Origin of the sequence: Streptomyces sp. NPDC020299 (assembly GCF_044387825.1) — a bacterium.
In the GTDB taxonomy this organism is placed as follows: domain Bacteria; phylum Actinomycetota; class Actinomycetes; order Streptomycetales; family Streptomycetaceae; genus Streptomyces.
The window spans coordinates 264,187-277,755 of the sequence record NZ_JBIRWL010000005.1; the positions used below are offsets into that span (position 1 = coordinate 264,187).

The 13,569-nt window shown below is 72.3% G+C and carries 10 protein-coding genes and 1 pseudogene; 6 read left to right on the plus strand and 5 right to left on the minus strand.

Going from position 1 to position 13,569, the window contains the following annotated elements; translation table 11 throughout:
- Positions 1–11 precede the first annotated feature (11 nt).
- Positions 12–1,751 (minus strand): GAF domain-containing sensor histidine kinase, encoded by a 1,740-nt coding sequence (locus ACH45E_RS15545; RefSeq protein ID WP_361438691.1) that lies wholly within the window; start codon positions 1,749–1,751, stop codon positions 12–14.
- 154 nt (positions 1,752–1,905) lie between these two features.
- On the opposite strand from ACH45E_RS15545, the pseudogene ACH45E_RS15550 reads away from it, so the two are divergent.
- Positions 1,906–3,119 (plus strand): annotated as a pseudogene (locus ACH45E_RS15550) (globin domain-containing protein).
- A gap of 31 nt (positions 3,120–3,150) precedes the next feature.
- On the opposite strand, the gene ACH45E_RS15555 reads toward ACH45E_RS15550, so the two are convergent.
- The 3 genes from ACH45E_RS15555 to ACH45E_RS15565 are packed head-to-tail and all read right to left on the minus strand — an operon-like array spanning position 3,151 to position 5,923.
- Positions 3,151–3,972 (minus strand): class I SAM-dependent methyltransferase, encoded by an 822-nt coding sequence (locus ACH45E_RS15555; RefSeq protein WP_399040784.1) that lies wholly within the window; start codon positions 3,970–3,972, stop codon positions 3,151–3,153.
- Between the two features lie 9 nt (positions 3,973–3,981).
- On the minus strand, positions 3,982–4,656 hold the full coding sequence (locus tag ACH45E_RS15560; protein ID WP_361438687.1) for a response regulator transcription factor: 675 nt from the start codon (positions 4,654–4,656) through the stop codon (positions 3,982–3,984).
- Complete coding sequence (locus ACH45E_RS15565) at positions 4,625–5,923, minus strand: sensor histidine kinase (RefSeq protein ID WP_361438685.1); 1,299 nt, start codon at positions 5,921–5,923, stop codon at positions 4,625–4,627. Before ACH45E_RS15565 ends, ACH45E_RS15560 begins: the two co-directional genes overlap by 32 nt.
- A gap of 218 nt (positions 5,924–6,141) precedes the next feature.
- Between ACH45E_RS15565 and ACH45E_RS15570 the strand changes: the two genes are divergently transcribed.
- From ACH45E_RS15570 to ACH45E_RS15585, 4 genes are all read left to right on the plus strand, one after another.
- Positions 6,142–6,882 carry an ABC transporter ATP-binding protein gene (locus tag ACH45E_RS15570; RefSeq protein ID WP_361438683.1) on the plus strand — a complete coding sequence of 247 codons (741 nt, stop codon included), beginning with the start codon at positions 6,142–6,144 and terminating at the stop codon, positions 6,880–6,882.
- A complete protein-coding gene (locus ACH45E_RS15575; RefSeq protein ID WP_361438681.1) occupies positions 6,882–9,446 on the plus strand; it encodes an FtsX-like permease family protein in 2,565 nt (854 codons plus the stop codon). The genes ACH45E_RS15570 and ACH45E_RS15575 overlap by 1 nt, the downstream gene beginning before the upstream one ends.
- 94 nt (positions 9,447–9,540) lie before the next feature.
- Entirely contained in the window at positions 9,541–10,110 is a 570-nt protein-coding gene (locus tag ACH45E_RS15580) for an XRE family transcriptional regulator (RefSeq protein ID WP_361438679.1), read from the plus strand.
- A 44-nt stretch (positions 10,111–10,154) separates the two neighbouring features.
- Positions 10,155–11,213, plus strand: a complete 1,059-nt coding sequence (locus tag ACH45E_RS15585; RefSeq protein WP_361438677.1) for a low specificity L-threonine aldolase — start codon at positions 10,155–10,157, stop codon at positions 11,211–11,213.
- A 5-nt stretch (positions 11,214–11,218) separates the two neighbouring features.
- Here the strand turns inward: ACH45E_RS15585 and ACH45E_RS15590 are convergent, their stop codons facing one another.
- Positions 11,219–12,235: a winged helix-turn-helix domain-containing protein gene (locus ACH45E_RS15590; protein WP_361438675.1), complete on the minus strand. Its 1,017-nt coding sequence runs from the start codon at positions 12,233–12,235 to the stop codon at positions 11,219–11,221.
- An 89-nt stretch (positions 12,236–12,324) separates the two neighbouring features.
- Between ACH45E_RS15590 and ACH45E_RS15595 the strand changes: the two genes are divergently transcribed.
- Positions 12,325–13,566 (plus strand): MFS transporter, encoded by a 1,242-nt coding sequence (locus ACH45E_RS15595; protein ID WP_361438673.1) that lies wholly within the window; start codon positions 12,325–12,327, stop codon positions 13,564–13,566.
- Positions 13,567–13,569 lie beyond the last annotated feature (3 nt).

Below are 13,569 nucleotides of genomic sequence, written 5' to 3' on the forward strand. Positions count from 1 at the left end.
GGGGGAAGGCCTCACGCCGCCCGGGGGAGAGGCACCACCCACTCGACGACGGTGCCGGTGGGTTCGTTCGGCGCCAGCCGGAACTCTCCGCCCAGTTCCTCGGCACGCCGGCGCAGGTTGGCCAGGCCGCTGCGGCGCCCGGCCGCCGGGTCCATGCCGCGGCCGTTGTCGGCCACCCGCAGGTGCAGTTCAAAGACGGTGACCGAGACGCTCACGTCGACCGCGGTGGCGTGCGCGTGCCGGGCCGCGTTGGACAGGGCCTCACCGAGCACGGCCAGCAGGTGTTCGGCGTGCTCGGCGGGGACGTGGGTGTCCAGAAGGCCGGTCATGCGCAGTGCCGGGGTGAAACCGAGAGCCTGGCCCGCCCGGTCGGTGGCCGCCACCAGTCTGGAGCGCAGGCTGCCGCCGCTGCGTTCCTGGTCGTGCTCCCGGAGGCCGTAGATGGTGGAGCGGATGACCTTGATGGTGTCGTCCAGGTCGTCGACGACCCGCTGGACACGTTCGCTCACCTGCGGCCGGTCGGCGACGCGGCCCAGCGTGGACTGCAGCGTCAGGGCGCCGGCGAACAACCGCTGGATGACCAGATCGTGCAGGTCGCGGGCGATACGGTCGCGGTCGGTCAGGACGAGCACGTGCTCGGAGTCGCGCCGGTGCTCGGCGACCTCCAGGGCCAGGGCCGCCTGGTTGCCGAAGCCGATCACCATGTCGATGACGGGGTCCGGGAAGAACGGCCCGCCCGGTACGTTCGCCACCTGAAGGACCCCGCGCACGTGTTCCTGGGTCCCGAGCGGCACGAAGAACGCCGGACCCAGCTCCACCACCGAAGCGCTGCCGCCCTCGGCGCGCGGGTCCACGCTGACGGCCTCGCTGACGATGGTCTCCCCGGAGGCGAAGACCTTGGCGGCCAACGCGGCGGCGGGCAGGACCAGCCCCCGGACTTCGTCCGCGCGTGTCCCGGCGGCGGCCTCGACGACCAGTTCACCGCTGCCTGAGACCGGCACCGCGAGCGTGACCAGGTCGGCGTCGGCCATCTCCCGCACCGTGACGGTGAAGGCCTCCAGCACCGCACCGGGCTCCTCGCCGGACAGCAGGCTGCGGGTCAGCTCGTTGCTGGCCGCCAGCCACCGGTGCCGGCGGCGTGCCTCGTCGTACAGGCGGGCGTTGTCGATCGCCACACCGGCCGCCGCGGCCAGGGTCCGCAGCACCGCCTCGTCGTCGGCGTCGAACTGGGCGCCGCCCTTCTTGTTGGTCAGGTACAGGTTGCCGAACACCCGGTCGCGCACCCGGACCGGGGCGCCCAGGAAGCCGCTCATCGGCGGGTGACCGGACGGGAACCCCACGGACGACGGATGCTGCGACAGGTCCGCCAGGCGCAGCGGCTGCGGATCGCGGATCAGCAGCCCCAGAATGCCCTCGCCGCGCGGGTACGGGCCGATCCGGGCGATGGTCTCCTCGTCGATCCCGACCGTGAGGAACTGCTTGATCGTGCCGTCCTCGCCCAGCACGCCGAGCGCCCCGTATTCGGCGTCGACCAGGGAGACCGCGGACTCCACGATCCGCTGCAGCACCACCTGGAGTTCCAGGTCGGAGCCGATGGCCAGCACCGCGTCCAGCAGCGTGTGCACCCGGTCCCGAGCCGACCGCACCTGCTCCACCTGCTGCTGCAGCCCCTCCAGCAACTGGTCCAGCCGCAACTGCGGGAACCCCCCCGACGCCTCGGCGTCACGAGGATCCTGCGCTCGCTCTTCCACCACAACTCTCCTTCACCGCCGCGCCGACCACCACCAGAATGCCGCAGCCGGAGTCCCGGCTCGACAGCCCCCCGCCTCAGCGCTCGGAATCGGACGGATACGGGTGGGTACCTGGCGCGGACCGGTCATTCCGTACCCACCTGGAGGAAGTCAGCTGCTTTCGGACACGTCACGTCCTGTCATCGCCGCCACACTGCCGGTTGTCGGAGAGTGCATCGTCGAGATCGCCCAGCGTTTCTACCGGCGTCTGTTCTCCGAGCATCCCGAGCTCATGGACGGCGTCTTCAACCGGGGCAGTCAGGTGCACGGTCACCAGCAGCAGGCGCTCGCCGCGGCTCGGTGGCCGCGTTCGCGTCGACGCTGCTGGAGACGCCGGAACGAGTGCCCGACCAACTGCTCAACCGGATCGCGCACAAGCACGCCTCGCTCGGTATCCGCCCGCACCAGTACCAGGTCGTCCACGACAACCTGATGTGGGCCATCGGCGACGTCCTGGGCGACGCGGTCACCCCGGAGGTCGCCGCCGCCTGGGACGAGGTGTACTGGCTGATGGCCAATGCCCTGATCAACCAGGAACGTGGCGTGTACAGCGCCCGCGGGGTGCGGCCGGAGACGGTGTGGCGGGACTGGCAGGTGGTGCGCAAGATCCAGGAGACCGACGACGTGGCGACCTTCGTGGTCCGGCGCATCGACGACCGTCTGGTGAAGACCTCGCTGCCCGGCCAGTACGTCACGGTGCGGATGCGGATGCCCGACGGCAGGCTCCAGCCCCGCCAGTACAGCCTGACCCGGGCCGACGACGGTGAGCACCGCCAGTTCTCGGTCAAGCGGGTGCGCGGCGAGGGCGACGATCCCGACGGCGAGATGTCGGCGCTCCTGCACGACTCCACAGGGGTGGGCGACGTGCTGACGCTGTCCCTGCCGTACGGCGACGTCGTGCTCGACGACGTCGGACGCCCGGTGGTCTTCGCCAGCGCGGGCATCGGCATCTCCCCGATGGCGGGCATGCTCTCCCACCTGGTGGCCGCCGAGTCCGGGCTGTCCATCACCGTGCTGCACGCCGACCTCGACGAGGCCTCCTTCCCGCTGCGCCGGCAGGTGGTCAACGACGTGCTGGCCCTGAAGAACGCCCGGATGTACGCCTGGTACGAGAAGGGCGCGCAGAGCATGGAACCGGTCGACGGGGTCTTCGAGGGACTGATGGACCCGAGCGCCGTCGACCTGGCCGACGACGCGCTGTACTACCTGTGCGGCCCGCTGCCGTTCATGCAGGCGGTGCACAGCCGCCTGATCGAGCGCGGGGTGGCTCCGGACGACATCCAGTACGAGGTCTTCGGCCCGGACCTGTGGCAGGCCGATCTGGACTGATCGCTGAGAGTGGCCCAGCCGGGCGGCGGAGTCAGTGCAGCCGCGCTGTCGCGATGTGGACCTTGAAGGCACAGGGGACGGCCCCCTCCGGGGTCGTCATGTCGCGCATCTCGGCGAAGAAGGCATCGCGCAGCCGCTCCACGGCCGCCGTATCGAGCGGACCGAGGTCATAAAGGCCGGAGACGGCAGCCCACACCTGCTCCACCCGGCCGCTCAAATCGATGGGAACGGTCTCCCAGCCCACCGCCGCGAAGCCCGCCGGGCCGAGGACCTCATCGAGCCCGTCGCGACTGCGTGTCCTTCTGTCGCCCAGCGCCGGGATGCGCCGCGAGGCGGGCACCTCCTCGATCGTGTTCCGCAACAGCCCGAGAAACCGCTCGTACGCCTCGCCGCCGACGGCCCCGCCTCCCACCACGCACGCCAGAACCCCTCCGGGAGACAGGACGCGGGCGACCTCCGCCGCGACTTGCTCGATCTCGCCCATCAGCATCAGCGCCATGTGGCAAACGCAGGCGTCGAAGCTGCCGTCGGCGAAGGGGAGTTCCTGAGCCCGCCCCTCCTCCAGCCTGGCCCCGGCGAGCGCCGGTCGACGTCGCGCCAGCGCCAGTGCTTGCGCGGACAGGTCCAGTCCCGCGAGCTGTCTTCCGTTCTCCTGGGCCAGCACCTCGAGCAGGAGGCCGTCACCACAGCCGAGGTCCAGTACTCGCCTGCGGCCGGCCACTCGATCGCACAGGAGCTCATAGCTGGACCGGCCGTCCGGAGCGCGGCCGCGGCCGAACGCTTCAGCGGTCACCGCCGGGCGCCGAGCGTGGAACGCCTGCAGAAATGCCTCTTGTGATGCGGTAGTTGTCACTTCCCCAACCTACGACGCCGGCCATCGCGGCACGACCAGACCACTGTCGTACGCCATGATGACGGCCTGGACCCGGTCGCGGAGCCCGTACTTCTCCAGGATGTGGGCGATGTGCGTCTTGACGGTCGTCTCGCTCACGCCGAGTTCGCGGGCGATCTCCGCGTTCGACAGGCCGCGGGTGAGCGCGCGGAGCACGTCGAGTTCGCGGCCGGTGAGGGAGTCGAGGCGGGCGGGCACGGGTGCCTCGGCGGGCGCGCCCAGGTGCGCGAACCGGTCGAGCAGCCGGCGGGTGACCCGCGGTGAGAGCACGGCGTCGCCGCCGGCGACCGTGCGGATCGCGCCCACCAGGGAGTCGGCGGGGCCGTCCTTCACGAGGAACCCGCTGGCTCCGGCGCGCAGGGCGTCCACCACATGGGCGTCCAGGTCGAAGGTCGTCAGGATGACGATCCGGCTCGGCGCCCCCGACCGTACGATCCGCCGCGTGGCCTCGACCCCGTCCACGCCCGGCATACGGATGTCCATGAGGACCACGTCGGGGCACAGCGCCTCGGTGCTCTCGACGGCCTCGTCGCCGTCCGACGCCTCGCCCACGACATCGATGTCCGGCTCCGATTCGAGGATGAGCCGGAATCCCGTCCGGATCATGGGCTGGTCATCGACCAGCAGGACGCGGATGACTCGCATACGGGGAAGGCCCTTCGTTCCGGGTTTCGGGTGCGGGGAGCGGGATGACGGCGTGCACGCAGTAGCCGCCGCCGGGCCGGTTGCCGGTGTGCAGGGAACCGCCCACCGCGCCGACGCGCTCCCGCATGCCGACCAGGCCGTGCCCGGTGCCGTGCGCCGCGACCGGCGGGCGTACCGGCTCGCCGTCGGGCCGGGGCCCGTCGTCGCACAGTCGTACGGTGAGCCGCTCGCGCTCCGGCTCCCAGGCGACGTGCAGCGCGGTCCGGGTGCGGCCGGCGTGCTTGAGGGTGTTGGTGAGGGCCTCCTGCACGATCCGGTACACGGTCAGGTGTGAGCCGGCGGGCAGTTCGGCGGGTGTGCCGGTGGTGCTGTGGTCGACCTCGAGCCCGGCCGCGCGCACCGATTCCACGAGCGCGGGCAGGGCCGCGATGGTGGGCTGCGGCGGCTCCTTGCTCGGGTCGCCGTCCGCCTCCTCATCGGTGCGCAGCACGTCGAGCAGGCGGCGCAGCTCGGTCACGGCGGCCCGGCCGGTCTCCTCGATGGCGCCGTGCAGTTCGTGGGCCTTTCGCGCGTCCCGCTCCTGGACCCGGTCGGCGGCGATGGTCTGTACGACCATCAGGCTGACGTTGTGCGCGACGATGTCGTGCAGTTCACGGGCGATCCGGGCTCGTTCCGCCATGACCGCGGCCCGCGCGTCGGCGGCCTGCTCCCTCTCCAGGGCCGCGGCCCGCTCCAGCGCCTGGTCCCGGATGGCGGCGCGTGCCCGGGTGAGCCGCCCCAGCGCCCACGCGGCGACCATGATCACCGACTCGGTGAGCAGCGCGGCGATCCGGTGCCCGTCCGGGGCGAGCACCGCCTCGGACACGGCAGCCGCCGGGATGAGCACCGACCCGACCAGGGCCGCGACCTTCGGTGTGCTGCGCGTGGCGGTCAGGAAGACGGCCGTGGCGACGGTGAGGTAGGTGGGTCCGATGGAGGTGCCGTCGGGGCTCGACAACCGGGGGACGTAGTGCAGACCCTGGACGAAGCCCGCGGCCACCGACATCACCAGCAGCGCCGGCAGCGGAACGAACCGGTGCAGGGCGAGCGGAAGCGTCGTCAGCAGGACGAGTACGACCCATGCGACGTCCGGCGGCCGCAGCTCGGGACCGTCCGGTGGCATCGTCAACGGCAGCGTCAGACACACGGCGGTCAGCAGCGCGGCGAGGACCGTGTCGGTGACGGCCCGGGGTATGTGGCGCCCTGCGAGCGACTCCATCCGGTCCATGCGCCCAACGGTAGCCGGGTCGCCAACCCCTGTGCTCTCACCTGGGGTTGAAAGCCTATGGCCGCTCTCGTCCGTGAGGTCTCCTCCGAAGGGAGGAGGCGCGGTGCGGTCTCGCCCGATCGGCCGAGACGCCGGTTCGACTGCGCGACCGAAGCCAAGGCCCTTCGGTGCCGGTGGACTTGAGGCATCACTCACGGACAGTCGCACGAGGAGTCACGGTGCACGAAAGCCGGTACGCGGTCCAACTCACGGATGTGACCAAGCAGTACGGGGATGGGCCGGACGCGGTGCTGGCCCTGGACAAGGTCAGCGCGGGCATCGAGTCCGGCACGTTCACGGCGGTGATGGGGCCGTCGGGTTCCGGGAAGAGCACGTTCCTGCACTGCGCGGCCGGCCTCGACCGGCCCACGGCGGGCGAGGTGCGGCTCGGCGGCCAGGAGCTCTCGGGACTCAGGGAGCGGCGGCTGACGGAACTGCGCCGGACCCGGATCGGCTTCGTCTTCCAGGCGTTCAACCTGCTCCCGTCGCTGACCGTCGAGCAGAACGTCACGCTGCCCCTGCGGCTGGCCGGGCGGCAGCCGGACGAGGCCTGGCTGGAGCACATCGTCACCGCCGTGGACCTGCGGGGACGGCTGGCCCGCTTCCCCGCGCAGTTGTCCGGCGGCCAGCAGCAACGCGTGGCGATCGCCCGCGCCCTGGTCACACGGCCCGAGGTGATCTTCGCCGACGAGCCCACCGGGGCGCTCGACCCGGAGACCGCCCGGGACATCCTGGTCCTGCTGCGCCAGGCCGTCACCGATCTGCACCAGACGGTGGTGATGGTCACCCACGACCCGGTGGCCGCCGCCCACACCGACCAGGTGATGTTCCTCAGCGGCGGGCGTGTCGTGGACGGCATGGTCAGCCCCGGCGCGGACCGGGTGGCCGAAGTCATGTCCGGCCTGCGGAGGGCGGTGTGATGTTCACCCTCGCACTGCAGACCCTCAAGGCCCGCAAGGGCGGTTTCGCCGGCACCTTCGTCGCCCTGCTGCTGGGCGCCGCCGTGCTCAGTGCCTGCGGCGTCCTCCTGGAGTCGGGCATCCGGGCCGGTTCCTCCGCCGAGCGGTACGCGGCGGCCGACGTGGTCGTGACGGGCCGTCAGGAAGTCGAACTCACCTTCAAGGACCTGGACGGCTCGACCGTCCATGAATCCCAGCCGCTGCCCGAACGCGTCCCCCTGAAGGCATCCCTGGCCGACCGGCTCGGCCGGGTCGACGGTGTCCGCGAGGTGATCGAGGACGACGGTGTGACCGCGCGCCTGGCGGACGCCCACGGCCGGCCCGTCCCGGGCCGCCACGGCAGCGCGCCCCAGGTCCACAACTGGTCCGGGCTCCGGCTCGGCGACTTCCACCTCACCAAGGGGCACGCACCGCGCACGGCAGGGGAGGTCGTGCTGGACTCCGAACTCGCCGGACGCGCAGGCGTACGCCCCGGCGACGAGGTCCGGCTGATGACCACGTCCGTGCCCCGCGCCTATACCGTCGCCGGTCTCGTCGCCCTGAAGGACGGACCTGCGCCTCGCCAGTCGGTGCTGTTCCTTTCCGACGCGGCCCTGCGGCAACTCGCCCCGACCGTCCAGGCGTTCGGGGTCCTCGCCGACTCCGGCACCTCGCCCGGCCGGCTCGCCGACGCGATCGGCTCAGCGCTCGACGACGACCGTCTCGCCGTGCACACCGGCGACGGGCGCGGCCGGGCGGAGTTCCTCGACGTCGCCGCCAGCGGGTCCAACCTGATGGTGCTGGCGGCCGCCATCGGCGGCAACGTCCTGCTCATCGCCGTGTTCGTCCTCTACGCCACCACCGCGCTGTCCGTCCGGCACCGCCGCCGGGAGATCGCCCTGCTGCGCGCGATCGGCACCACGCCCGGCCAGATCCGGCGGATGCTCGCGGCGGAGGCGGCCGTCTCGGGTACCGTCGCCGGGCTGCTGGGCTGTCCGCTCGGACTGCTCCTGGTGTACTGGCTGCGCGACCGCTTCGCCGGACACGGCATCGTGCCGCCCGACTTCCCGCTTGCCCTCAGCCCCCTGCCGTTCCTCGGCGCGGTGTCGGTGACCGTGCTCACCGCGCTGGTCGCGGTGCTGACCGCCGCTCTGCGGGCGACCCGGATCCGGCCGACGGAAGCGCTCGGCGAGGCCGCCGTGGAGCCCTCCGGTCTGGGCCGGGGACGCAGGATCACCGGCGGGGTGCTGCTGACCCTCGCGGCTGGGATGTTCGTCTCCGGGCTGGTGCAGCACGCCGACTTCTTCACCCTGGTCGGGCTCGCCAACTCCCTTGTGCTCATCCTGGTGACGGCCGCCGCCGTACTCGGCCCCCTGCTGTCCCGGGCGGTCATACGGCTGCTCGCCCCGCTGCTCGACCGGACCGGTGTCACCGGCTATCTCGCGGCGGCCAACACCCGGGCCAACGTGGGCCGGCTGGCCGGGGCGATCACCCCGCTGGTGCTCGCCGTGTCCTTCGCGTCGACCGTGGTCTTCGCCCAGACCACGGCCCTGCGGGAGTCGTCCGACCAGGTGCGCTCCGGCCTCGTCGCCGACCATGTGCTCACCGCGCCGGGCGGGGTGTCACCCGACGTGGCCACGAAGGTGAAGGGGCTCAAGCAGGTCAGGTCCGCCACTGGACTGGTGAGGTCCAAGGTCGTCGCCGCGGGCGAACTCCTCGGTGCGCAGGAAGCCGTCTCGCTCGGCTCGCAGGGAGTGGACCCCGACGCCCTCGGGGCCACCCTCGATCTGCACGCCCGTGACGGCGACCTGTCTGCCCTTTCGCCCCGCACTGTGGCGATCAGCACCACCGCGGCCTCCTGGCTCGGCCTCGGTGTCGGGGACACCGCCCGGCTCCACCTGGGCGACGGCACCCTGTTCAAGGGCAAGGTGATCGCCGTCTACACACGCGGGTTCGGCTTCGCCGACGTCACCCTGGACCACGACCTTCTCCTCGCCCACACCACCCAGAAGGCCGACGAGTCCGTCCTCGTCCGCTCCGCCCCCTCGGCGCACGGCCTCACCCAGGCCCTGTCCGGCATCGCGGCCGCCTACCCCGGCACCGTCCTGCGGGACGGTCTCGCCGTCGACGACCAGCTGGCGGAACAGCGCGCGAACGCCTGGGTCAACTACCTCGTCGTAGGCCTGATCATCGCCTATACCGCGATCACCGTCGTCAACACCCTCGCGATGGCCACCGCCGCCCGCCGCCGGGAGTTCGCGCTGCTGCGGCTCTCCGGCACCGCCCGCCGCCAGGTCGTCGGCATGATGCGCAGGGAGAGCGCGGTCATCGTCCTGGCCGGGGTCGGGCTCGGCACGCTGCTGTCCGCGTTCCCGCTGACCCTCGTCGCCCTCGCGCTGGGCGGATCACCGTGGCCGGCCGTACCGGGCCTGGGCTACCTGGCGATCGCGGGCACCACGGCGGTCCTGGCCACCGCGGGCACGATGGTGCCGACCCGGCTGCTGCTGCGGATCCGCCCGGTCGAGGCGATCGGCGCCAGGGAGTGAACTCACCGCCGACGTTCGTTATAATGAACGTATCGTTTAGTGTTACGGAGAGTGGGATGCAGGTCGAGGACTCCGCCGCGCACGCGGCACGCCGATGACTCCGCCGCCCGGGCAGTCGCCGAGCAGCACCGCCGCGGCCGTGGGAGCGCAGATCCGCCGGCGTCGTGAACAGCGCGGGATGAGCGGTTCCGAGCTGGCGCGGCGCGCCGGCCTGAGCAAGGCGACGCTCTCGCAACTGGAGGCCGGCAGGGGAAACCCGACGATCGAGACGCTGGACGCGCTCGCGATCGCGCTCAGGATCCCGCTGACCGACCTCCTGACCCGCGACACCGACCCGGGCCCGGTGTTCGTCCCCGGCACCGACCTCGCCGGGGAGGAGGTCGGCCGGGAACTGCTGCGCCGGATCAGCAGCGGCCACAGCCTGGAGATCTGGCGGCTGCGGATGCCCGCCCGCACCGAACTGGCGGGTGTGCCGCACGCGACCGGCACCGTGGAGCACCTGCTCGTCGCCGCGGGCCGGCTGACCGCCGGCCCCACCGACAGCCCGCGCCTGCTGGCCGCGGGCGATCTGCTCGCCTTCGCCGGCGACGCCCCGCACCTCTACCGCACCGACGGCGAACCGGCCGACGTCACCGTCGTCATCGCCTCGCCCATCGTCAGCTGAATCCCACCGGAAGCCCAGGCCCACACACCATGAGCCCACACACCATGAGCACCGCCGCCGCCACCCCCTACGCCCACGCCTTCGCCAGCGACAACGTCGCCGGAGCCGCCCCGCAGATCATCGATGCCGTGAGTCGTGCCGCGTCCGGACCGGCCGCACCCTACGGCGCGGACAGCATCACCGCCGGCGTCCGGCGCCGCCTGTGCGAGATATTCGACCACGACGTCGACGTGCTGCTCGTCTCCACCGGCTCCGCGGCCAACGCCCTGAGCCTGGCCGCCCTGACCCCGCCCTGGGGCAGTGTCCTGTGCCACCGCGACAGCCACATCAACAACGACGAGTGCGGCGCGCCCGAGTTCTACACCGCGGGCGCCAAGCTCGTCCCGCTCCCCGGCGACGACGCGAAGATCGACCCCGACGCGCTGCGGGCGGCTGCCCGGCACAAGCGCGGGGACGTGCACAGCGTGGAGCCGTCCGTGGTGAGCATCACCCAGGCCACCGAGACCGGCGCGGTCTACACCCTCGACGAAGTCCACACCCTCAAAACCATCGCCAAGGAGGCGGGCCTGCGCCTCCACATGGACGGTGCACGCTTCGCCGGCGCCGTCGCCGCCCTGGGCTGCACCCCCGCCGAGATGACCTGGCGGGCCGGCGTCGACCTGCTGTCCTTCGGGGCCACCAAGAACGGCACCATGACCGCCGACGCCATCGTCGTCTTCGACCGCTCCCTCACCCCCGAACTCTCCTTCCGCGCCAAGCGTGCCGGCCAGCTCGCCGCCAAGATGCGCTTCCACGCCGCCCAGTTCGGCGCCTACCTCGACGACGACCTGTGGCTGCGCAACGCGACCCACGCCAACACCATGGCCGCCCGGCTCCAAGAGGGACTCAAGGCCCTGCCGGACATCGGCTTCCCCGGCGCGGTCGAGGCCAACATCGTCTTCTGCCGCCTGCCCCAGCGCGTCATCGACGGACTCCTGTCCGAGGGCTACGCCTTCTACCACGACCGCTGGGAGCCGGGCGTCGTCCGCTTCGTCACCTCTTTCGCGACCATGCCGGAGGACGTCGACGGGCTGGTGGACGCGGTCCGCCGGCTCAACGCCTGACCAACTCAGCTCGGTGTTCCGGCGCCCGGTCCGGCCGGCACCGCGCCGGCGACCAGCGCGTCCCCGAGCGCCGTGCGCCGGTACAGCACCGAGCGGCCGGACCGGGCGCGTACCAGCAGACCCGTCGTGCGCAGCACAGCGAGGTGGTCGCCGACCGCGCCGGGGGCCATCGCGAGGCTGCGGGCGAGTTGGCTGGTGCTGGCCGGCACGCCCAACTCCACCAGCAGGCGCGCCCGGGACCGTCCGAGCAGGGCCGCGAGCGCCGTCAGCGCGTCCGGATCGGGCGCCGCCCGCTCCCAGAGGACGGAGGTGCCGCGAGCCCGGTAGATCAGGGCCTTCGGCCAGGGCTCCTCGTGGAAGGCCGCCACGCCTGGCCAGACCAGCACCGAGGGCACCAGCAGCAGCCCTTCCCCCGCGAGACTCACATCCTCGTGCGTGGTCCGTACCGGCACCGACAGGTGCTGTCCCTGCCAGACCAGAGCTCCTTCCAGGCCTTCGATCGCCTCCTTCCAGCCGCGCTCGCCGATCACGCCCACCCGGTGCACGACGTCGCGTTCGCAGACCGCCCGCAGCTGCGGCCAGTCCGGGGCGAGCAACTCGTTCCAGGCGCGGTCCAGTACGTCGGCGACCGCGTCCACCACCCGGTCGGACTCCAGCAGTTCACGAACCCGTGGATCACGAACCGGCCGCGCGCGCAGCACAGCGTCGATCTCCGCCCGCGCTACAGCGATCGGCGTGGCCCGGATCGCCGCGAGATCATCGGCCCAGCTCTGGGTGAGACCGTGCGGCGGCGGGGCGACGAAGTTGACCCCCGCCCTGCTGGTCTGCAGAGCCAGCACCGCGTCCAGCGACGTCTCGCCGCGCAGCCGCGTGAAGCCCGGGGAGAGCCGCACCGCCCAGTCGGTCGGCAGCGCCGCGTCCAGGCCGCTCAGACGGCGCAGCAGTCCGCAGAGTTCGAAGGCCGGCGAGAGCGCGAACCGGCTGCGCAGCAGGTCCTCGGCGGTAGCGGTCAAGCGGAGCACCTCTCCAGCGTAGACCGCGTCAGACCCGACCTTACGTCCTGTGGCGAATCTTTGGCTTCACGCAGGAGTCCTCCACGACGCTGCTGCCCATGACCACCGCATCTCCTGCGCACACGGCCTCGACGCCGCGCACCACCTACCGCCAGGTGCTCGCCGAGCCGCGCTTCCGGCTGCTCTTCCTGACCCGGGCGCTGGGCGTGACCGCCGACTCGCTCCGTATCACCACCTTCTCGGCGCTGGTCTTCGCGGGCACCGGCTCCGCGCTGCTCAGCGCGCTGGCCTTCGGCGCGGGATTCCTGCCGCAGCTCTTCGGGTCGTTGCTGCTCGGCTCGCTGGCCGACCGGCTCCCGCCCCGGGCGCTGATCGCCGGCGGCTACCTGCTGGAGGGTGTGGCGGCGGCCCTGCTCGCCCTGGTGCGGATGCCGATAGGGGCGGGCCTGGCCGTCGTCTCGGTGGTCGCCCTGGCGACGCCGGTGTTCAGCGGCGCCTCCGGACGGCTCGTCGCCCGTTGGCTGGACGGCGACGCGTACGTGCTGGGGCGCTCGCTCAACAACATGGCGTCCAGCGGCGCGCAACTCTTCGGCCTGGCGCTCGGCGGCGCCGCCGTCGCGGCGGTGGGCCCGCGCGCGGCACTGGCGGTGGGGGCAGCGCTGCACCTGCTCTGCGCGACGGCGGTCCGGCTGCGGTTGCCGCGGCTCGCCGTAAAGCCGTCAGAGGGGGACCCCTCAGGTGGCGGCGCGATGCGGGACAGCCTGCGTGGGATGGCCGCACTGCTGGGCCACCGCCCGGTCCGACGGCTGCTGTTCGCGCAGTGGCTCCCGGGAGCGTTCGTCGCCGGAGCGGAGGGGCTGATCGTCGCCTACGCGGGCAGCCATGGCTTCCCCTCCGGCTCCTACGCGGTGCTGATGGCCTGCCTGCCGGTCGGCATGCTGCTGGGCGACCTCGTGGTCGGGCGGTGGCTGCGGCCGGCCACACGGGAACGCATGGTGGTCCCTCTGATCGTGCTGATGGGCCTGCCGCTGGCCGGCTTCGCCGGCGATCCGGGCCGCTCGCTCTCCGTCGTACTGCTGCTGCTCGCCGGCTGGGGCTTCGCGAACGGCCTGGGCCTGCAACGTGAGTTCCTGGCCGCCCTTCCCGAACAGGGCCAGGGCCAGGCGTTCGGCCTGCTGGGCTCCGGCAACATGACACTGCAGGGCCTCGGCCCGGTCTGCGTCGGCGCATTCGCCGCAGTGATCGGCACCGGCGGCGCGATGGCCCTGGCAGGGCTCGGCGCGCTGCTGACCGCGGCGTGGATCTTCAGCTGGCGGCGCGCAGAACCCGCGCCGAGCTGACCC